This is a genomic window from Sphingobacterium sp. Mn56C, from assembly GCF_049319645.1.
Lineage (GTDB): Bacteria > Bacteroidota > Bacteroidia > Sphingobacteriales > Sphingobacteriaceae > Sphingobacterium.
The window spans coordinates 50,575-69,648 of record NZ_JBMOUC010000010.1 but is presented as its reverse complement, the minus strand read 5'-3'; the positions used below and the strand labels follow the sequence as shown (position 1 = coordinate 69,648).

General features: G+C 39.7%; 20 protein-coding genes and 1 tRNA gene. 9 read left to right on the top strand and 12 right to left on the bottom strand.

What is annotated here, in order from left to right:
* Nucleotides 1-38: 38 nt before the first annotated feature.
* Nucleotides 39-236 carry a helix-turn-helix domain-containing protein gene (locus tag ACL9RF_RS17590; protein WP_422801956.1) on the bottom strand — a complete coding sequence of 66 codons (198 nt, stop codon included), beginning with the start codon at nt 234-236 and terminating at the stop codon, nt 39-41.
* Nucleotides 237-345: 109 nt separating this feature from the next.
* Here ACL9RF_RS17590 and ACL9RF_RS17585 point away from each other — a divergent pair, with 109 nt between their 5' ends.
* From ACL9RF_RS17585 to ACL9RF_RS17570, 4 genes are all read left to right on the top strand, one after another.
* The gene (locus ACL9RF_RS17585; protein ID WP_422801955.1) at nt 346-588 is read left to right on the top strand and encodes a recombinase family protein; all 243 of its coding nucleotides are present in this window, start codon (nt 346-348) and stop codon (nt 586-588) included.
* A gap of 402 nt (nt 589-990) precedes the next feature.
* On the top strand, nt 991-1,317 hold the full coding sequence (locus ACL9RF_RS17580; protein ID WP_422801954.1) for a hypothetical protein: 327 nt from the start codon (nt 991-993) through the stop codon (nt 1,315-1,317).
* 447 nt (nt 1,318-1,764) lie between these two features.
* Nucleotides 1,765-2,244 (top strand): Panacea domain-containing protein, encoded by a 480-nt coding sequence (locus ACL9RF_RS17575; RefSeq protein ID WP_422801953.1) that lies wholly within the window; start codon nt 1,765-1,767, stop codon nt 2,242-2,244.
* Nucleotides 2,245-2,250: 6 nt separating this feature from the next.
* Nucleotides 2,251-2,760, top strand: a complete 510-nt coding sequence (locus ACL9RF_RS17570) for a hypothetical protein (protein ID WP_422801952.1) — start codon at nt 2,251-2,253, stop codon at nt 2,758-2,760.
* A gap of 148 nt (nt 2,761-2,908) precedes the next feature.
* On the opposite strand, the gene ACL9RF_RS17565 is transcribed toward ACL9RF_RS17570, so the two are convergent.
* The 3 genes from ACL9RF_RS17565 to ACL9RF_RS17555 all read right to left on the bottom strand — a co-directional run bounded on the left by ACL9RF_RS17565 (nt 2,909) and on the right by ACL9RF_RS17555 (nt 5,367).
* Entirely contained in the window at nt 2,909-3,517 is a 609-nt protein-coding gene (locus tag ACL9RF_RS17565; protein ID WP_422801951.1) for a hypothetical protein, read from the bottom strand.
* A gap of 196 nt (nt 3,518-3,713) precedes the next feature.
* Nucleotides 3,714-4,193, bottom strand: coding sequence for a hypothetical protein (locus tag ACL9RF_RS17560; protein WP_422801950.1), 480 nt, complete (start codon nt 4,191-4,193; stop codon nt 3,714-3,716).
* A 640-nt stretch (nt 4,194-4,833) separates the two neighbouring features.
* A complete protein-coding gene (locus tag ACL9RF_RS17555) occupies nt 4,834-5,367 on the bottom strand; it encodes a hypothetical protein (protein ID WP_422801949.1) in 534 nt (177 codons plus the stop codon).
* A gap of 36 nt (nt 5,368-5,403) precedes the next feature.
* Here ACL9RF_RS17555 and ACL9RF_RS17550 point away from each other — a divergent pair, with 36 nt between their 5' ends.
* Nucleotides 5,404-5,955, top strand: a complete 552-nt coding sequence (locus ACL9RF_RS17550) for a hypothetical protein (protein WP_422801948.1) — start codon at nt 5,404-5,406, stop codon at nt 5,953-5,955.
* 325 nt (nt 5,956-6,280) lie between these two features.
* Here ACL9RF_RS17550 and ACL9RF_RS17545 read toward each other — a convergent pair.
* Nucleotides 6,281-6,354, bottom strand: a tRNA-Pro gene (locus tag ACL9RF_RS17545).
* A 317-nt stretch (nt 6,355-6,671) separates the two neighbouring features.
* On the opposite strand from ACL9RF_RS17545, the gene ACL9RF_RS17540 reads away from it, so the two are divergent.
* Nucleotides 6,672-7,067, top strand: coding sequence for a group III truncated hemoglobin (locus tag ACL9RF_RS17540; protein ID WP_422801947.1), 396 nt, complete (start codon nt 6,672-6,674; stop codon nt 7,065-7,067).
* 14 nt (nt 7,068-7,081) lie between these two features.
* On the top strand, nt 7,082-7,387 hold the full coding sequence (locus ACL9RF_RS17535; protein ID WP_422801946.1) for a Smr/MutS family protein: 306 nt from the start codon (nt 7,082-7,084) through the stop codon (nt 7,385-7,387).
* Between the two features lie 46 nt (nt 7,388-7,433).
* On the opposite strand, the gene ACL9RF_RS17530 is transcribed toward ACL9RF_RS17535, so the two are convergent.
* From ACL9RF_RS17530 to glmS, 3 genes are all read right to left on the bottom strand, one after another.
* Nucleotides 7,434-8,447 (bottom strand): 3-keto-disaccharide hydrolase, encoded by a 1,014-nt coding sequence (locus tag ACL9RF_RS17530; protein ID WP_422801945.1) that lies wholly within the window; start codon nt 8,445-8,447, stop codon nt 7,434-7,436.
* A 228-nt stretch (nt 8,448-8,675) separates the two neighbouring features.
* Nucleotides 8,676-10,844 carry a DUF4954 family protein gene (locus ACL9RF_RS17525; RefSeq protein ID WP_422801944.1) on the bottom strand — a complete coding sequence of 723 codons (2,169 nt, stop codon included), beginning with the start codon at nt 10,842-10,844 and terminating at the stop codon, nt 8,676-8,678.
* 14 nt (nt 10,845-10,858) lie between these two features.
* Nucleotides 10,859-12,700: a glutamine--fructose-6-phosphate transaminase (isomerizing) gene (glmS, locus tag ACL9RF_RS17520; protein ID WP_422801943.1), complete on the bottom strand. Its 1,842-nt coding sequence runs from the start codon at nt 12,698-12,700 to the stop codon at nt 10,859-10,861.
* Nucleotides 12,701-12,902: 202 nt separating this feature from the next.
* Here glmS and ACL9RF_RS17515 point away from each other — a divergent pair, with 202 nt between their 5' ends.
* Nucleotides 12,903-13,592 carry a hypothetical protein gene (locus ACL9RF_RS17515; protein ID WP_422801942.1) on the top strand — a complete coding sequence of 230 codons (690 nt, stop codon included), beginning with the start codon at nt 12,903-12,905 and terminating at the stop codon, nt 13,590-13,592.
* Here the strand turns inward: ACL9RF_RS17515 and ACL9RF_RS17510 are convergent.
* Entirely contained in the window at nt 13,589-14,659 is a 1,071-nt protein-coding gene (locus ACL9RF_RS17510) for a PLP-dependent cysteine synthase family protein (RefSeq protein WP_422801941.1), read from the bottom strand. The two genes, ACL9RF_RS17515 and ACL9RF_RS17510, sit on opposite strands and share 4 nt — an antisense overlap.
* A gap of 186 nt (nt 14,660-14,845) precedes the next feature.
* Between ACL9RF_RS17510 and ACL9RF_RS17505 the strand changes: the two genes are divergently transcribed.
* The gene (locus ACL9RF_RS17505; RefSeq protein WP_422801940.1) at nt 14,846-15,304 is read left to right on the top strand and encodes an Lrp/AsnC family transcriptional regulator; all 459 of its coding nucleotides are present in this window, start codon (nt 14,846-14,848) and stop codon (nt 15,302-15,304) included.
* A 48-nt stretch (nt 15,305-15,352) separates the two neighbouring features.
* On the opposite strand, the gene ACL9RF_RS17500 is transcribed toward ACL9RF_RS17505, so the two are convergent.
* The 3 genes from ACL9RF_RS17500 to ACL9RF_RS17490 are packed head-to-tail and all read right to left on the bottom strand — an operon-like array spanning nt 15,353 to nt 19,045.
* Nucleotides 15,353-16,123, bottom strand: coding sequence for an SDR family NAD(P)-dependent oxidoreductase (locus ACL9RF_RS17500; protein ID WP_422801939.1), 771 nt, complete (start codon nt 16,121-16,123; stop codon nt 15,353-15,355).
* A 44-nt stretch (nt 16,124-16,167) separates the two neighbouring features.
* Nucleotides 16,168-17,811 (bottom strand): sodium:solute symporter, encoded by a 1,644-nt coding sequence (locus tag ACL9RF_RS17495; protein WP_422801938.1) that lies wholly within the window; start codon nt 17,809-17,811, stop codon nt 16,168-16,170.
* Nucleotides 17,812-17,824: 13 nt separating this feature from the next.
* Complete coding sequence (locus ACL9RF_RS17490; protein WP_422801937.1) at nt 17,825-19,045, bottom strand: enolase C-terminal domain-like protein; 1,221 nt, start codon at nt 19,043-19,045, stop codon at nt 17,825-17,827.
* Between the last annotated feature and the right edge of the window lie 29 nt (nt 19,046-19,074).

The following is a 19,074-nucleotide window of genomic DNA, read 5'->3' as shown; positions in this document are numbered from 1 at the left end:
AAATTGATACCGCTATTATCGTCCCCATCTTAATTGGTCTAACTTCCGCGATTTGATGTTATCAGTGTTCTTACATTAATATCCAATATTTGTGCAATTTTATTCAATGTATTCAAGCTTGGTTGTCTTCGATTCTGTACGTATGAATTGACCATATTATAGCTCTTTCCAAGTTTATCCGCCAGCCAGGTTTGTTTGATGCCTTTTTCTTCCAATACTTCTTTGATGCGATTCATTTGCTTCAAAATTTGAGTAATAAAGATAATCTTTTCAATATAAAACGCATCATATAATGAGATATTTTCACCAACTCTAAATCCAATTTGAAAGTGAACAAATCCATATATGAAAACAGCTTATTTATACATCCATGTAAGCACGGACGAACAAAAGAGAAGAAGATACTCTCTGCCAGAACAGGAGGATAGGTTATTGAAATACTGTGAGTATAACAATATTAAAGTCAAGGGTATCTATCGCGAAGATTTCTCAGTCAAAACCTTTAACCGTCCCGAATGGAAAAAGCTAATGACAGCGATCAAAAATAAGTCCTCAAAAGAAGACAAAAATATACTGTTCATTAATTAAATGGGGTCGATTTCGTCCAATTAATTCGTTCATAAAAAAACACATCTATCAAAAGTGCAGTTTCAATGATCCCCCCATAAAAGAGGATGGATAAAAATTTCAGTTATTACAACTAACGCGATTAGGTGAATCTGTAACCCAATTGAGAATGTCAGGCCTGATAAAAAGTAATAATCCATTTGTTAAAATGGTAAGAAATAATATAAATATAATCTTCACTCTCTTACTTACTCTCATAATTCATATTTTAATTCTAATCACCTATACAGATTCAAACAATTAAAAATTCGCGGGAGAAAAAAGAGAAGGAAGCCACAGATATAAATGTGCAAAAAAACTACTACGATAAATAAAACTACTGGTGAACTTTCCTAATATATATAGAACAAAAAAATTATATCTATGAGTGCAGACGTTACGAGAATAGAGTTAGCCAAGGCTTTAAAATCAATAAAAGCTGTAGCTACGCATGCGCAGTTTGAAGAAACCAAAAAATTATACATCCAAGAAGGAGGTGAAGACAGCATTATGAGTGCTGTTAATGGTCTTTCAGAAGAAGATGAGTTTTCTATGCTGACCAAACTGCTTGGTACAACTACCCATATCATTGGGTTAGAACAGCGGCCTCTAATAGATGGTCATTTCGGCAAAAATAGCAGCCCGTTCCGGGGCAAAGAGGCCGTTCTGATCTTTCGATCAGCTTTTTTCACGACTTGCTTTTGGGAATAATCTTTTAGTTTCTGCATAAAATAATCGTTCCTGGGAGCATATCTACAATATTTTGAAGGGATTACAGCGTTTTTAAGCGTTACAGTGCCTCCGGAATGGGTTTTAATCTTTTGAAAGTTCTAAATTGAAGGTAAATCGGGCAGGAAGACGGATTAAACCGAAAAGTCTTTAGGAAAATGGATTTGGATCCGAAGTGTATATTTGTTCAGAGGGAAAGGAACTAGATGCGCATCATCCGGTAATCAAATTGGTGGCCAGTTTGGCTCGAAACAGAGGGGTCACTTTCAGGTTCTTCCCTAGTGATGTACAGGACTTAAAAAAAGCCATTGAAAAGACCTTAAAATAATTGGTTTGAATGAACTTAATAAACGTATAGCTTATTTAAAATAAATTCAGTATCAGAATACACATAGTGCTACTGTCAGCAATTTTGATTAACTTTGTATTATGAACTCTTGGGATTTAGGTCATATTATCACTAATTACGTCAATCAAAAAGGCGATACTGTTTCACATAAAAAGCTGCAAAAACTTTTATACTATGTGGAAGCTTGGCATTTGGTGAATTTTGGCAAACCAATTCTCGAAGAAGAATTTCAGGCTTGGGTACATGGACCGGTTATCCCTGAACTTTACCAAAAACTTAAAGATTTTGGATTTAATGACTTAAAGGTCATTAATGAAGAGGAAGAAACAGTTGATAAGGAAATCGAGTCCATTATACAAAAGAATGGACTGGATGAGAATAAAGTTGAATTTATATACTCTGTTCTTGATAATTATGGTTCTTTAAGTTCGTTCGAACTCGAATTGCTTTCCCATAGCGAAAAACCTTGGATTGATGCAAGGGGAAATTGTGCTCCACATGAGCGATGTACTACCGTGATATCTAAAGAAACTATGTTAGAATTCTATTCTCAACTTTAGTTCGCAATGGCAAAAGGCGGGAAGGGGAAATTCAAAATTGCTAATCCTCAGGAGCAATTGGACAAAGTCAAAATCGACAAGTATAAAATTGGTGAAAAAGGAGTTTCTTTCTATGATATCAGGGAGATGAAACCCGTTTTTGCTTTTGATTATTTGTCCCTTAATTCCTCTGATCTTTGCTACGACTGTAGTACACTTACGCTAGAAGACTATCTGGGATTGCTGACCGCACTCAAGACAAATTCCCAGTTTACTTATAATGATCTTCGAGTAAACAAATATTACAGGTTTCATCCCATCAATTTTGACGAAGATAATATTTCCATCAAACGAAAGGATTTCAAAAAGGCTTTGTCTTTTAAACCTGATGAAATTCCAGATGATGAATTACCTACGCTCTATCAGTTTGATCTGCATTATCATCAGAAAGCAAGGGCTTGTGGTTTCCTTTACAAAGGAATATTTTACCTAGTTTGGTTTGACAGAAACCATATCATATATCCTGGAGGAAAATAACCATAGATATACCCTCTATTATAGATTGTTAAATCTATATAAAACCATCTTCCTGCTTTATTAAACTCAGCTTTGTATTAGCCTTCTTGAGCTAATTTGAAATTAATGGTTAAAATTAATTAAGCTAAAAACCAAATATTCACGAGTTCTAAATTCTGCTAAAATCCTTAATGCTATCGTAAAGAAGAATCTCTATTTGATTAGAATGTACATCAACCGATTTGTAACCGTCCTGATCAACTCGACAAGCTTCAGGATTGCACATCGTATGGTAAGAGGATACAGCAATCTTTCCCCATGGATATTCAGAAAAGGTATTTAGAAAACCGGGATCAAGGTTACATTTAAGTATCATAGGACTTCCCAGATCCTTTAGTATACTTGAAATATTATCGCATTCATAAAAAGGCATATAAATCTGTTCCCCTCCGAAATTTAGCAATAAAGGCTCAGCTCCAACATTGTACAGAGCCGAAGTGGTAAAGTTGAAAAATATATAATTATCCCTTGACTGCTGTTGCCTCTGATCAAATTGACTAGCCCATTTATCTCGTATGATCTGAAGTTCGGTTTTTGAAAACAGATGCCCGTAGTCTTTAATGAAATTAAATCTTATTTCTTCACCTGTCCTGCATGTAAGACCCAATTTAAGAATCTGCTCGGGAATCGCTCTTGTGTAATGAAATCCTTTGATACTGGCATTAAGGCAAAATTCATTTACCTCTTCAACCAGTAAAGAAATCTCTCGATCTTTCAATAGATCATCTAGGAAGTCACAGTTTCTAAAAAATTATTTCTAGCTTTTTTCAACCTGTGCAAGTAAACATTGGGAATGCCTGACAGATTATTTAGATTTATTACCTGATCGGTCATTTAAAAGTTTAAAATTTTGGCAAACACTTATCTGTTTTCCATAGTTTAGAAAATAGCTCAACATGTATAGGTTTGCAAAGTTAATATAACTGCTCGTATCCTTTGTAAGTAAGTCGCAAACATTCAACCGGTTCTTGCTCATACGTGATAAGCCCTTGCTCGATCAAGCTATTTATAGCATCTGCAAACAAATTTCCTTCCACTGGATTCAACTTTTGTAGGATGTTATGGTTAATGTTCCTCATCATTACAATATGTCCCGATTTAGAATGTTGCTTTTCGAAAGCATTCATTACCAATTTTCCAATCTGCTCAGTATTCTTACTGTTTTTATATAATTGAGCGAAACCAAGATCAGTAAGTCGAAGACAATCAGATCCACTACCATTTTCATAAGTTACATATTGTTTTTCAATTAGTGATTGGATTGCAATGTCTGCCTCCTGTCTTTGTTTGGGATTAAGGTTTTTGAATAGACCGAAGTTCAGACTTCTCATCATCAGAATGTGGGTTGGCTTAGAATTTGTCTTTTCAAATTCGGCCATTATCAATTCTTCCATAATTTTATTTCTACATAGATTAATAAATTTTTGCCAATTTTTCGATGATATGGCATTATGCTAATTTACAAAAAAGTAACGTATGATAAATGAATTTGGAGTAATAATAACTGAAAAATTAACCAACAAAACTATTTTTTGGCAAAGCGTCCAAGGAGCAGGTTTGGTCTTCGCATTTCCTCCAATTGCTCTCTGGTAAATGTTGATTGTCTTGTTGTGTAATGCGTGAGAACACACGCATACGTATTTTGTATAGTCAAGTTTTTGAACATTACTTTCACTAGCAAATTTACAGAATTAAAAAATTTATGAAACAATCGTCAATGTAAAAAACCAAGATAATCAAGCGACGTTCTTTTGCTTCTTTTCTTTGGTCGCTGTGTGAAAAGAAGTTTGCTAAAACAAAAAAAGGGATACCGAATATTCCTGCAAAACAGGTTTCAACCTATTTGATAAAATGTGAAGTGAGGACGGTGCATAGCCATACATTTTGGCAAAGGGGTTGCACCGCTTAAATGCAAAAAGACTGCCCGACCTTCGGGAGGGAGTGTCTTTTTGCCGCCCGATTTTAGCTATAGAGCGACTGGAATAGGTTGTAAACGGAAATCTTTCAGATTGATAAAAAAGCCTCTGTATTCGGTCAATCCATTACGAAATACCCCCATAACAAAGAACTTCCCATTTGTGCGAGTGACGAATTGATATATAAATCCTGTTTTTCCAATGCTTCAGCCAAACTGCAACTTGGTGTATCGTCCTGCTGTTCGGACCGCTTCAGCAAATCGCCAAATTCATCTGTGACCATTGGAAGATTAGATACCGTTTCGTATCTGTCGGAATTAGGTTGTTTTATCTCTCCAATGGTTGATAATAATACCTGTCCTGTATATTGGCTGTTGCAATAATCCAGCCAATATTTTGGTTTATGATGGTAATACTTTCCGTTGTCCAATGCTTTCAATATTTCAACAATACCAAATCTTGCTCTTGCACTATCCACGGAGTTAATAAAGATTGTCGCTTGTGCATTTTCGGGAACTTTACCCAAACTGTCCTTTTCAAACTTCTGCGTTTCGGCTTTCCAGTTTGCACCTGTAAAACGGTTTGCTCGGTTGATGAGAGCAACGGATTTACATAACCCAACTTCGCATTCTGCAAAACGTTGTCTGCCCAAATTTGCTTCTGTAATAACATCATTAAACGTTTGCCTTTGAGAGATATTGTTAGATTATCAAAATTTCATATTCTACTTGATACAGTATTGATTCAAGAGAGAGTAGAGTTATTTTCATATGTTATATCAAATTCATTATCAGACTGCGAAAATAGAATTGATATTCTAGGTTCACAACTCAATGACGCTTATAGACTTGACGTACAACAGGAGCGAAGTTTTAAAAAGCTCGCGTCATACTTTTTAAAACCTGCGTGTCTCTTTAAAGATACTGACAATTCTATCATACTAAAAGTGGCTTCTCTTTTTCTAAATGAGAATTTAATCTATAATGATACTAACATTGCAAATTACCTCAAAGACGAGGTCAAGATAGTCAACGGATTCCAATATCTAATTAGTGAAGAGAATTTTGAAGAAGCAACAACGTGTAATTTTAGCAAAGAACAACAAGAATTAATCACAAACATTATTAAAATTGAACTGGATAAAGGAAGTAAAATATCGATTCAAAAAGCTATCAAAATTTTATCTTTCCTAAAAAAACTGACGGAAATTTGCATTTCTACGAAAATGGAATTGGATTGAAGCAGTTCGAAACCTGTTAACATATTTCCAAATTTTCATCTTCTAATTCAAAATTAGTCAAATATACAGCTCTGATGATTATTTAATTAGAGGGGATTTTTACGTAAAAGCCTTGCTATAGTAATAAAAAAGAGATTAAAATGAAAAATGGCACCATTTGTCTTCCAATGGCACCATTTGTCGTTTTAGTCGGGGTGGCAGGATTGGCTCAGCCCCGCCGGCCACCAACACGCGCCCTGAGCCTCCACGGATCGAACCCCGGTTCTCATCAGCCAACCCCTAAACAAAAAAAAGAGTCCTAACTTTCGTTAGAACTCTTTTTTTGTCGGGGTGGCAGGATTCGAACCTACGACCTCCACATCCCAAATGTGGCGCGATACCGGGCTACGCTACACCCCGATTAGGTATCACCTTTGATGTGATGCAAATATAGGAACGACTTTTGAATTATCAAAACCTTAACAACAAATTAACTGCAACCTGTTGATATTATGAAAGATAATTTTTAATTATTTTTTTGAAGATACTTTTTAAGGTCGAAAATACCAGTTTAAAACCCTTTTGGCCTAGTAAAACGGCTATAACAAACAAGAAATTGTGCTGATATTTACAATAAAAACAGAAGCGACGTGGCTAAAAATGTCAAAATAACGCATCGCTGACAAGATTTTCTTTAAAAAAGCAGACCTTTGTATGATACTAAATTGGCTATGGCTATGGAAAAACAGGATATCGGCAGTATGGAGGACATCAAAATGTTGGTCAATACTTTTTATGATCGCATTCGGAAACAGGAAATATTGGGACCTATTTTCGATCGCCATATCGAGGGGAGATGGCCGGAACACTTGGAAAAGATGTATCGCTTTTGGCAGACTTTACTGCTTGGCGACAATACTTACGATGGCAGACCGTTTCCGCCGCATGCTAAGCTGCCTATCGGCGAGGAGCACTTTACCATATGGCTTGCTTTGTTTAACACAACTGTTGATGACTTATTTGCTGGCGACCGTGCCGACGAAGCGAAATGGCGAGGACAGAAAATGGCGGCTATTTTTCAGTCTAAACTGCATTTTATACAGCAGAACCCTGATAAGAAAATGCTATTTTAGCGGAAAATTTTGTTATGCCACGAGAATTGCCCAAACCGCCTAAAACGGTGGACTTACATGCTGACTCTTTTCTGATGGATTGGGAGGATTATGATGCCGCCGAATTGTTAATGGAGTCGATCGATCGCCTACGTGAAACGTTGGACGCTGCAATTTATTGGGATTATAATGAAATCCGATATATTCACGGTAAGGGTAAGGGTACCTTGCGGGAGGCTGTTTACGCGGAGTTAAGGGCTTATAAAAATAGTAACGCTATTGCTAACTTCCACCCTGCGTATCACAACGATGATATTGTTGTTGTACATATCGGTCTATAGGTTTCTTGGTAGGGATACGTATAGACCGTTATGGCTAGCATTTGGATTATTTAGCGGGTGTAATGCTTATTTTTCTAAATTCTATTGGTCCATGGTCGCCTTGGATATATAGTGGCCCTGGCTCCCCTTCTTTACTGTCTAATGCTCCTCCTGTTATTCCTGGAATCTCTTGGTTGCTAATAATTGTTTTTCCGTTTGCAACTACCGTTACTAAGCGCCCTACCAGCGTAACATCATAGGTCTGCCACTCATTGGGTCCTAATGCTGCCATTTCATTGGGCGATAGGAATCCATAGATGGCACCAAAGTATAGTGGTCCCGGGTGCTGGTCCTTCGGCGAGTCTTCAATCTGTAGCTCATATCGCCCTCGTAGGTATATGCCTGAATTGCTTCCTGCTGGATACTTAAATTCTACCTGTAGCTTAAAATCGTCAAATTTCTGCTCGGTTATGAGGTTTGCTCCAGCTTTGGCATTGCTGAGTATGCCGTCTTTAACTTCCCAATTATTCTGTTCATTGGATGCCTTCCAACCGGATAGGTCTTTGCCATTAAACAGCGCTATGGGTTCGCCCCAGGTTACAGGGCTTGTACGCTTTAAATAAGGGGCTTTACTGCCTTTAAAATTAGATATGGCACCATCGATTCCCTTGATTGTTCCAATAAGGTTTCGGCCCTCCAATTTACCTTCAATTACGATATCGCCAGTGCCTTCTTCCCACTGTGGTGGAATGGCAAATGAGAATTTACCATCTTGGAGTAGAATGTGCGATACGGGTCTGCTGCTACCACTCTGGGCAACAAAAGCGCCGACAAGGGTGTTATACCCGGATAGCTTAATCTCTAACCAGGAGGGCGCTACGCTGCCTTCTTGGGTTACTTCTAAATCCCAGCGTCCTAACAGGTCTTTCGCCTCATCGGGTATTACCTGCGTAGCTGGGTTATGTGCTTCTTTATCTTCTTTAGCTTTTTTATCGCCTTCTGTAGCCGTAGGATTACAGGATACCAGCCCGCCAAGCAATACGGCCATTAAAGTGGGGTAAAGTGTTCTTTTTCTTATCATAAGATTCGATGATTTTGGGTTTCAGTTTTATAATCTACACAAAGATAGTATAATCTGGCAGAGATTAAACAACATTCAGGGGTGTAACCGAGGGGTTATAAACCCTGAAATTACATTTTGTAGGTGTGTTTTGATGACAAAGGCTGGAGGTTTGGCTCAGTAAAATTTAGCAGGGAATATGGGAGGGGGTAAAAAATAAGGTGCCCGCAGTTGTGGACACCTTATTTTTTATATTTTATGGAGTTCTTGCTCGAGTAAGGCAAGTTCTTCATTTTGTTTATTGATAAAGGGGTTATCTTCTAATTTACCCACAACGGCATCCATTTCTTCCATAGAATCGTATACCATCAATTTAAAGGAGCTTTGGTAGTCTTTAGATCGCGAACGATAGATCTCTTTACAAATCCACCGCTGTGTCTCTAAAACCTCTTGCAGCAACGTATCGATATAGCTTTTATCCCAGTCGAGGTAGTTTTCTTTTCTAAGCTCGGCAAGGCTCGCTATAGCATGTTGCAGCTTACTTTCCGGATAACGATCACTCAGGGCATGGTAAGCTTGGTGAATACCGTCCCAATCATTGAAAAGGTCTGCTTTAATATCTGCAATTAAATTGATAAAGTCGCTTTTCGCAATTAACTGGCTACCGAGGTTTTCAAACTCCTCACGTTGTAAGTTTGGCTGTGCCTGCAGGTAATCCAACAATGCTTCCATCGAATTTTCTCGGATATACTGCAACATCTGCACGCCAGCGTAATAGACAATCATGCGCTTATAGACCTGATAGCCTTCTTTTGGCTTGGCAAACAGAACGACACGCTTGGATGCTTCTGCATTAAAATATTGTACCTCCTCACGGATTACGTAGGTCGGATCTTCTAATGCATTAACGCCTAGTTTATAGTAAAAATCTAACTCCTTATCGGTGGTGCCGTTTAATGATTTACCAACAGAGACAATCAATTCTTCCATACCGTTGAACATTTCGTTTACGGTATCTGGTGCCAGTACATCGTACTCAAAATATTGATTTTTCAGCTGTCTTTTATCGCGACTGGTAAACTTACTATTGTTACGCATTAACGCGTACATATTGTACAGAAACCAATACCCCGGAACTACGGCCAGCCTATTGTTTACCGCATCATGGCTTACCAAAGAAAAGGGTGTTCTAATATCCAACTCATGGAGGAAATCGCCCTTAACGATCAGCGAATATGAAGCGAACTTAGAATTATGCTTTAAGCTCACACATAACCCCGGCCAGAAACCACGCCCAGCGACAATCTCACCATCGGCAGCCCTGGAATTATGGTTAGATCCTACGGTAGCACCTGCGGCCATATTACTCTGCCCTTTTACCAACGATGCACATAAAAAGGAATTGTTATGGTGTTGCTCGTGTGCCGGAAATATTAAAGAATTCAAGACCTCACAACAAGAGATTGTGGAGTTATCGCCCAAAAACGAGTTGATTAAGCGGGCCCCGTATTTCAGCTGCGAGAACGACGATAATACAAAGCGTACGGCCTTAACTCCGTAAAACACCCGGCATCCGAAACCGATAATACCGTTTACAATTTCGCAGCCCTCACCAATTTGGGTATACGCTTCCTTACGCGAATTTACCGTAACATTTTTAAGCTTATTAATCCCTTTGATATACGCATGGCTACCAATTTTTACATCCTTAACAATATTAGAGTTTTTGATAACGGTATAATCGCCAATACTGCTGTAAAACCCACGTTCGGTAGAAAACTGTCTTTCGGTAAGTTCCTTAAATTTATCCTGCAGCAGCTGATCGTTGCGGAAACGCGTCCAAAGGTAGGCATCACTAGCCTGCATACCGTCGAAAGGAATAACAGCACGCCCTCCATTTTCATTGCACAGCTCCAAAACAATACGGTGGTCCTCATCCTCACCATCTTTCACAATGCCGTTTCCGAATTTTGCTGCCGACGAGGTTTCCATCTCGTTGATAGACGATAGGATAACTTCATTACCCACAATAAAATGGGAAATATAACGCACATTATGTATCGCTACATCATCACCAAGGTCACAGCTTATAATAAAACTATTATAGATACCCGTTGGAAGGTTTAAATCTCTATACTCTATGGTACTGGCCGACATTTCGCCAATACGCACAAAACCATAAAATTTAGAGTTATAAACTTGACCTGGGATAAAGCTGTCGGTAACCCAAACATCCGCCCAATTGGGCGAATAATTTAAGTTTGCAACCAAACTCGCGATTTCGGCAGCTGTAAGCTGCCGATAATTGCGAAGATTTGTATTCTGGCTGTTTCTTTTCGTATATTCATCCTCACCGGGCTTAAAAAATTGTTCTCCAATAAAATTGTGCCCTAGCGATTGTAGTGTTCTTTTTGCCATATCTTGCAGTTTTATTACTCTACTGTTACAGATTTGGCTAAGTTTCTTGGTTTATCTACGTCTAAATCTTTTTCAACACCAATATAGTAAGACAACAACTGTAAAGCCACAGTAGATAAAATTGGACCGACAATTTCATCTGCATCGGGCACAAACATCACGTCGTCTGCAATTTCTGGTGTATGGGTATCTCCTTCACTAGCTACTGCAATTAACATCCCTTTACGGGCTTTAATTTCTTGCATATTGCTAACAATTTTCTCGTGGTAACGATCTTTTGTCGCCACAAATACTACAGGCAACGTTTCATCTACCAATGCGATAGGTCCGTGTTTCATTTCTGCTGCAGGGTATCCTTCAGCATGGATGTACGAAATTTCCTTTAACTTTAAGGCGCCTTCCAAAGCAATCGGGAAGTTGTATCCTCTACCCAGGTACAAGAAGTCATTAGCCTCTTGGTATTTAGTAGCGATAGCTTTGATATTCTCCACTTGATTTTGAACGATCCATTCTACTTTCTCTGGTACGACATTTAATTCGTTCACCAGTTCCGCAAATCTTTCGTCCGAAATTGTACCTCTATGTTTTGCTAATTTCAAAGCAAACAAAATTAAAGCAACAACTTGTGCCGTAAATGCTTTTGTACTTGCCACACCGATCTCCGGTCCTGCATGGGTGTACATTCCTGCATGTGTTAAACGTGCAATTGAAGAACCTACTACGTTTACAATACCAAATAAAGTGGCCCCTTGTTCTTTAGCATTCTCTAAGGCTACAAGCGTATCTGCTGTTTCTCCAGATTGCGATACCGCAATAATAAAGTCTTTATCGGTAATAATCGGGTTACGGTATCTAAATTCGGAAGCATACTCTACCTCAACGTTTATACGACACAACTCTTCAATAATATACTCGGCCAATAAACCCGCATGCCAACTGGTTCCACAGCCTACGATAATAATACGCTGTGCAGCATCTAACTTATCCAATACCGCATCCATACCGCTCAAGGTAATGGTGTTTTTCTCTACATCCATTCTACCACGGAAGGAGTCAAAAATTGTAGATGGCTGCTCGAAGATCTCTTTCAGCATAAAGTGATCGAAGCCACCTTTTTCAATTTGAGAAAGGTTCATGTCCAATTTCTGAACGAATGGCGTTACCGTTTCGTTGCCCAAGTTTTTCAAGATTAATTCATCGGGCTTAACAATTGCTAACTCATAATCGTTGATATAAACCACCTCTTTTGTATAGGCTAACATCGGGGATGCGTCTGAACCTAAGAAATGTTCATTTTGACCAATACCAATAACCAAAGGTGATCCTTTTCTTGCGGCAATAATGGTATTTGGAACACTCTCATCCAATAGCAAAATAACATACGCACCGGTTACTCTTTTCAAAGCAATGCGTACGGCCTCTTCCAAAGTGCATCCATTATTGATGCGGATATCGTCGATAAAGTTTACTAATACCTCTGAATCGGTATCACTATGAAATTCATACCCTTTAGCAACTAGCTCTTTCTTTAACTGTGCATAGTTTTCAATAATACCATTATGAATAAGGGCTATTTGTTTGGAGTTGGAGTAATGTGGATGGGCATTTTTATCACAAGGCTCTCCATGCGTAGCCCAACGTGTATGTCCCATACCTACCGTTCCGGTAATATCTTCTTCGGCAACCATAGCCTCCAAGTTAGCTACTCTACCTTCTTTTTTGAACAACTTTATTTTATTATCCTTTAAAATAGCTACCCCTGCACTATCATACCCACGGTATTCTAACTTTTTTAAACCATCAATTACAATTGAATAAGCATCTTTGCTACCTACGTAGCCAACGATTCCACACATACGAAATAAGTCTAATTATATATTCTGTTAATAGGATAGCAAAAATAATGAAAAATCAATGTGATACAATCGATTGCATAAGATTTTTTTGTAACCAAATTATTTTGCTTATATTAAGATAGTTATAACTACTAATTAATCCTAATCTAAGTACATTTTTTTAGAAACTCGTTCATAAAATTAAACTTAAAACTATTGGTATATGAATATGAAAATAGTATGCACTGCAGTGCTATTTATTTGCAGCTATTTTAGCTATGCACAACAGCCACACAATCTTACGGGGGTGTACTTACATACGGGGTCTGCGTATAATACTTTATGGCTAATTCAGGACCAGTACCTAAGTCAAATACAATACAATCCGCATAGCTACATCAGCACACAGGGGGGGCCGTTTAGCTTATCTGGAAACCAGCTCCGGTATAATATTGAATATTTTGATGCCGTACCTGACAGTGTAGGCTTACAGAAGACCGAAATTCTACAGGTTAAAGATGGGGAGCTTTGGGTCAATGGAAAGGTGTTTATCAAACAGAAAGCAAAGTCGCAAGACTTAGATGGACTTTGGCGTATAACGGGTAGAATGACGACGGAAAACAAAATCGATGAAATCCCGCGGGGCGACCGCAGGACTGTAAAAATCCTGGTCGACGGATTTTTCCAATGGATCGCCATAAATCCTGCCAGCAAGGGATTTTATGGTACCGGTGGTGGAACGTATACCTTACAAAATGGTAAATACACCGAAAAGGTTCTATTCTTCTCCCGCGATAACAGCCGTATTGGTGCAACGCTAGGTTTCAATGGCGAAATAAAGAACGACAAATGGCACCATAGCGGCTTTAGTTCAAAAGGCGACCCTATTTATGAAGTCTGGAGCCGCGATTAGTGGGCTCCAAACAGGGGTTTATCTAACCTGGCAATGGGGTTAAAGCCTGTAAATGTTACCTCGGTAGAGATATACCCAGCTTTTATAGGCTCATCTTTAACTAAATCTGTACTTAGGTATTTTTTATTGTCGTCTGCCAGTAGTGTTACCACAACGGCATCTAAGCCCATTTCTTCCTTCACTTTAATGGCGCCGATAACATTGGCACCCGAGGAGATACCTACGGCTAAGCCCAGCTGCCTGGCTAATTTCTGCGCCATAAGAATAGCATCACCATCTGAAGCACAGATAACAGTATCTAATTCATCTAACTTTACAATAGCAGGAATAAACTCATCTGATATTCCTTGTATACGGTGCGAACCGACCTTATATCCTGTTGTTAAAGTGGGGCTTTCCTGCGGCTCTAGGGGATGGATTTTAACAAAGGGGTTGCTATTTCTTAGCTGCTTTCCTACGCCCATTACTGTGCCCCCTGTTCCAACACCTGCGACAAAGGCATCGGCCGTAAGGCCTTGGCTTTCCAGTTGCATCACGATCTCTTTCCCGGTTGTAAACTCATGCGCTTCGGCATTGAAAATATTTTCAAACTGCCGTGGTAAAAACACGCCTCCCTGTAAGGCCTGCTCCTCACTAAGCGCTATGCTACCCAAGAAACCACCCTCCTCTTTGCTCAGCAACTGAATATCAGCGCCCATACTTTTTATAATATCTATTCGTTCTTTGCTTAACCAATTAGGCATTATAATTTTCACCTGATGCCCAAGCGCCTTACCAATGGCTGCAAATGCAATTCCGGTATTACCACTTGTGGCCTCAATAATGGTATCGTTAGGGTTTATCTCACAATTCATATAGGCTTTATACAAAATATACAGGGCCATTCGATCCTTGATGCTTCCGGTAAGATTATAATTTTCACATTTTACATAAATCTTGCCCGCTTTACCTTTGTAGGTATAGTGCAACGCTAACATGGGCGTGTTGCCGACCAGGCACCATAGGTGTTGAAAACGACGATCCAACTCGGGGGATAAACATGCACTAAATATTGTATCTGCAACCATGGTAATCAGTTTTTTATAAAAAATAAAACTATTAAACAAAAATAAACAACACAAAATTCATCTTATTCCATATTATATTCAATACTTTAATGAAAATTCAATAAATTTTACAGTATTTAATAGTTTTTACAATAAAATAAACACAAATAGATCTTATTTTTGATATACAGCCAAAATATATACAGCATGAACTTAGATCAAACAGACATTAAATTATTGAGCTACCTGCAGGAGGATGCCAGTATAAGTAATAAAGAACTATCGATAAAGCTACACAAGTCTATTGCTGCCATACACGAGCGGGTAAAAAAGCTAAAAGCAAATGGTTATATCAAGAAAACGGTTGCCATCTTAGATCGCCACCGTATAGGGATTGGTCTTATTTCCTTTTCACAGGTTTTCCTTAAAGCACATACCTTTGAAGTGCTCAATGAATTTGAACAGGAGGTTGCCAAATTCCCCGAGGTAATGGAATGTTATCAAATGGCTGGCTCATACGATTTTATGTTGCGCATTGCTACGCGCGACATGGAAGCTTACCACCTTTTTTTACGACATAAGCTCGCCGTATTACCTCAGGTAAATACCGTTCAGACTTATTTTGTATTGTCGGAAACAAAAAATGTGACCGCTTATCCCATTTAACTAAACACCTAAAGACAAGTCGTTTATTTTGTAATAAACACCTTGTCCTTAGGTATTTCTACGGTATCCTAATTCCGCACCACCACTTACAGGTAAGCTTACTCCTGTAATAAACCGTGCGTTATCGGATAATAGAAACACACAAGCGTCGGCTATAACATCTCCTTCCGGGCAATACCCCAGCAGGTGTATATCGTTTAAGAAGTTTAAAGTTCGCTCAGGTACAGCCTGTTCTTGCACCCAATTTTTCAACATGGGGGTCATCACTGCTGCAGGCAATACAGCATTCACGCGTATCCCATCGGCAGCATAATCTATAGCCATAGACTTGGTTAAAGCATTCACGGCCCCCTTTGTTGCCGAGTAAGCGGCATGATTCTCCTGTCCTATTTCGCCCACCAAACTACTGGTATGTAAAACACAGCCTTTCGTGTTTTTTAGGTGTGGATATCCATAGCGCATGGTAAACAAAATACTCTTCAAATTTACCTGCATTAAATTTTCCCATTCCTCATCCGTCGTCAGATGCAAGGGTTTCGAAGGGCTCGCTAGTCCGGCATTATTATGAATCGCATCTAGCCGGCCAAAAGTTTGTACAACAAGGGCAATTGCTTCTTCCACCTCGGCAGCGTTGGTAACATCCGCACAGATCCCCAGATGGGGTGCTCCTATAAGCTGCTGCGTATCGTTTACCAATTCCTGTTCCAAGCCTATAAAAGCAACCTTTGCTCCAGCATCAACATAAGCTTTAACACAAGACAATCCAATTCCTGCCGTTCCCCCTGTAATGAGTATTACTTTTTCTTGTAAAGCACGCATAATAAATTTAAAAAACTAATAAAAAAATCTATTCTCCCAGTTTCCTAGTTGAATACTATATATAAAAATACGACAATAGCGAGCAGGGCAGCCGATAGAAAGCGATAGTTGCCGATACCATTCCATGCCTTTCCACGTAAAGGATCCAAGGGATTCTTCCAATACAAAGTTTTACTTATTGCCGTGTGCTGAACCGGATAGATATACGAAAAACTAACCTGCACAACTACGCAAAGCAAAAACAGATAAAACGCCATCATCATAAATGGAATTTGTCCGATGACCGAAGCGGGCATCAGCTTGTTCAATACAAAGACCAACACACCAATACCAGAGCCTATCCACAGCGTATATTTTGCCGATACCGCAGAAGCTTTTTTCCAAAATACCCCCAATAAAAAAACACAGGTAATAGGTGGAGCAATATGCGCTATAACATCGTTTATCCCGTTAAAGATACTTTCATAATTGTTTAACAAGGGCAATAAGGCTAAAGAAAATGCCATTGCCAATACCGCCGATATTTTACCGATCCAGATCAACTGCTTATCGGTTGCTTGAGGTTTCTTCTGTTTATAAATATCGTAACTTACCATGGTCGATATAGAATTTAAGGCGCCAGATATCTGACTCATTAAGCCCGACAATAGGGCCGCCACCAATACGCCAATTAGCCCGGATGGCAACAACTGGGTAATCATAAGGGTATATATGCCCTTAGAGTTAACCTGTCCGGCAGCATCTACACCAAGGCTACTTAAATCCAGTTGCCCGGTTTTAAATAAGGTATAAGCAAACAAGCCTGGGAGCACAAAAATAAAAACCGGAAGTATTTTTAGAAATCCACAAAACAGAGCCCCCACACGGCCATGGTTTTCATCCTTAGCACCAAGCACACGCTGCACAATAGTTTGATCGGCACACCAATACCAGATTCCTAGAATCGGGTAGCCCAATATTGCCGCATACCAGGGCATACCACTCGGGTCATCGCTCGCGCGCAACATCGACAACCGTATAAGCTCCCCCTCCTGGTCTAATACATCACGCATCGGCTGCCAGCCCCCCATCTTATGAAAGGCAGCATAGCTGATGATCAAGGCTCCAGACAGCAACACAACGGTTTGAATAGATTCCGTAACCACCACGGCACGTAAGCCACCGAGAATCGTATAGATCCCTGTTATAATACAAATTAACGTAATACTCCAGTACATATTAAAACCAAATAAAGTTTTTAATACAATCCCCCCGGCAAGCATAGAAAAAGCAATATGGATAACGATTGCCGAAACTATAGAAATTAACGTTAACCAGTCCCTGCTGGCCCGATCATAACGTCTTTCCAAAAAGTCGGGCAAGGTAGTAACGCCAGATTTCAGGTAAAAGGGAACAAAGAATAGGGCCAATAATATCAAGGTAAAGGCCGCCATCCATTCGAAATTGCCATTAAGCAGTCCAGAATCGAAACCACTCTGTGCTAAACTCACTAAGTGTACCGTAGAAATATTCGTAGCAAAAAGAGCCAACCCTATCGCCGGCCACTTCAAACTTTTACCCGCCAAAAAATAGCCATCGGCTGTCGCTGCTGCGCTTTCACCTTGCTTACGTGTACCGACCCATACCCCTACGATAAGAATCAGTAAAATGTAAAAAATGGATATACCTAAGTCAATGTTCCCTAACATAATCCCTATGTTTTTATATTAAATCGCAACTACTGCCTGCTTCCATAGGCGTTTTATACACGCCACCCTCAATATGTACAGGATGCACAAAATGAGATTTTAAGTGCGGTATATGCTCCAAGAATAACGCCTCATGCCCCATGTTGATATGGTTAAACAACACCAAATGTTGATGCAGCTGCCCCATATCGCCTACATGTGGCACCACCGGGATATTGTATTTACGTGCTAGCAGACTCACAGAAAGAAACTCGCTAACCCCACCTACACGCACCGCATCCACCTGCACAAAGCCGGTTGCCTCCATCTGCAGGTAATTTTTAAATACTACACGGTTGGGTACATGCTCGCCCATTGCAATTTTTGTTGGGTTAAGCGCCATAGCCAATTTCTTATGCGCCATAATATCATCGGGATGCGTAGGCTCTTCAATCCAAAAGGGATTCATCTCTTTCAGTTCCTGACAGATAGACAGCGCCTGTGGGTAAGTCCATTGTTGGTTGGCATCCAGCATTACGGTAGCTTTATCGCCCGCAGTTTCGCGAACGATATGCGCACGGCGGATATCGCGCAACGGATCCGTACTACCCACCTTAAGCTTCATGGCTGTAAAGCCCTTATCGATAGCCTTCAAGCAGTTTTCCCGCACTTGGTCATCGGAATAATTAAACCAGCCTACAGAGGTATCGTACCCCTTATACCCCTGCTCCAAAATACCCATACGGCTATCCCGGTCTTTCCTATTATCGGCCAATAAAGCGATAGCCTCCGCCTGCGTAAGCTCATCCTCTAAGTACGAAAGATCCAGTGTATTTACCAACTCTTCGGCAGATAAGTCTATTAACAACTTCCACAACGGCACCCCTCTTCTTTTTGCCCATAAGTCGTAACAGGCATTTGTAACCGAGGCTAATGCCAAATGCACTACCCCCTTATGTGGCCCTAACCAGCGAAACTGCTGTTCGTTGCTTAGGGTTCTAAAAGTTTGGCCAAAATCAGCCATTAATACCTCAATATCCTTACCTTTTAGCTGCTGCGCATAAAATGCCGCTGCCTTACATACCAGGTCATTCCCCTCGCCTATGGTAAATGCTAAACCGGTACCTACATTACCGCGATCATCAACAAGCTGGGTTACGGCATAAGAATACACCGGGTCTTTATGTACGGCATCGCTACCTGCACCTGTAGCCAAAGGAAATCTTTTATCCTGAATATTAAATTTTGTTATCATCGTTTGTGTAAAACTTGAGTTTATGTTGA

Bases quoted from the DNA above. Each gene is read 5' to 3' on its own strand.
- ACL9RF_RS17590 (WP_422801956.1), bottom strand. From the start codon at position 236: ATGAATCGCATCAAAGAAGTATTGGAAGAAAAAGGCATCAAACAAACC.
- ACL9RF_RS17585 (WP_422801955.1), top strand. From the start codon at position 346: ATGAAAACAGCTTATTTATACATCCATGTAAGCACGGACGAACAAAAG.
- ACL9RF_RS17580 (WP_422801954.1), top strand. From the start codon at position 991: ATGAGTGCAGACGTTACGAGAATAGAGTTAGCCAAGGCTTTAAAATCA.
- ACL9RF_RS17575 (WP_422801953.1), top strand. From the start codon at position 1,765: ATGAACTCTTGGGATTTAGGTCATATTATCACTAATTACGTCAATCAA.
- ACL9RF_RS17570 (WP_422801952.1), top strand. From the start codon at position 2,251: ATGGCAAAAGGCGGGAAGGGGAAATTCAAAATTGCTAATCCTCAGGAG.
- ACL9RF_RS17560 (WP_422801950.1), bottom strand. From the start codon at position 4,193: ATGGAAGAATTGATAATGGCCGAATTTGAAAAGACAAATTCTAAGCCA.
- ACL9RF_RS17540 (WP_422801947.1), top strand. From the start codon at position 6,672: ATGGAAAAACAGGATATCGGCAGTATGGAGGACATCAAAATGTTGGTC.
- ACL9RF_RS17535 (WP_422801946.1), top strand. From the start codon at position 7,082: ATGCCACGAGAATTGCCCAAACCGCCTAAAACGGTGGACTTACATGCT.
- ACL9RF_RS17530 (WP_422801945.1), bottom strand. From the start codon at position 8,447: ATGATAAGAAAAAGAACACTTTACCCCACTTTAATGGCCGTATTGCTT.
- ACL9RF_RS17525 (WP_422801944.1), bottom strand. From the start codon at position 10,844: ATGGCAAAAAGAACACTACAATCGCTAGGGCACAATTTTATTGGAGAA.
- glmS (WP_422801943.1), bottom strand. From the start codon at position 12,700: ATGTGTGGAATCGTTGGCTACGTAGGTAGCAAAGATGCTTATTCAATT.
- ACL9RF_RS17515 (WP_422801942.1), top strand. From the start codon at position 12,903: ATGAATATGAAAATAGTATGCACTGCAGTGCTATTTATTTGCAGCTAT.
- ACL9RF_RS17510 (WP_422801941.1), bottom strand. From the start codon at position 14,659: ATGGTTGCAGATACAATATTTAGTGCATGTTTATCCCCCGAGTTGGAT.
- ACL9RF_RS17505 (WP_422801940.1), top strand. From the start codon at position 14,846: ATGAACTTAGATCAAACAGACATTAAATTATTGAGCTACCTGCAGGAG.
- ACL9RF_RS17500 (WP_422801939.1), bottom strand. From the start codon at position 16,123: ATGCGTGCTTTACAAGAAAAAGTAATACTCATTACAGGGGGAACGGCA.
- ACL9RF_RS17495 (WP_422801938.1), bottom strand. From the start codon at position 17,811: ATGTTAGGGAACATTGACTTAGGTATATCCATTTTTTACATTTTACTG.
- ACL9RF_RS17490 (WP_422801937.1), bottom strand. From the start codon at position 19,045: ATGATAACAAAATTTAATATTCAGGATAAAAGATTTCCTTTGGCTACA.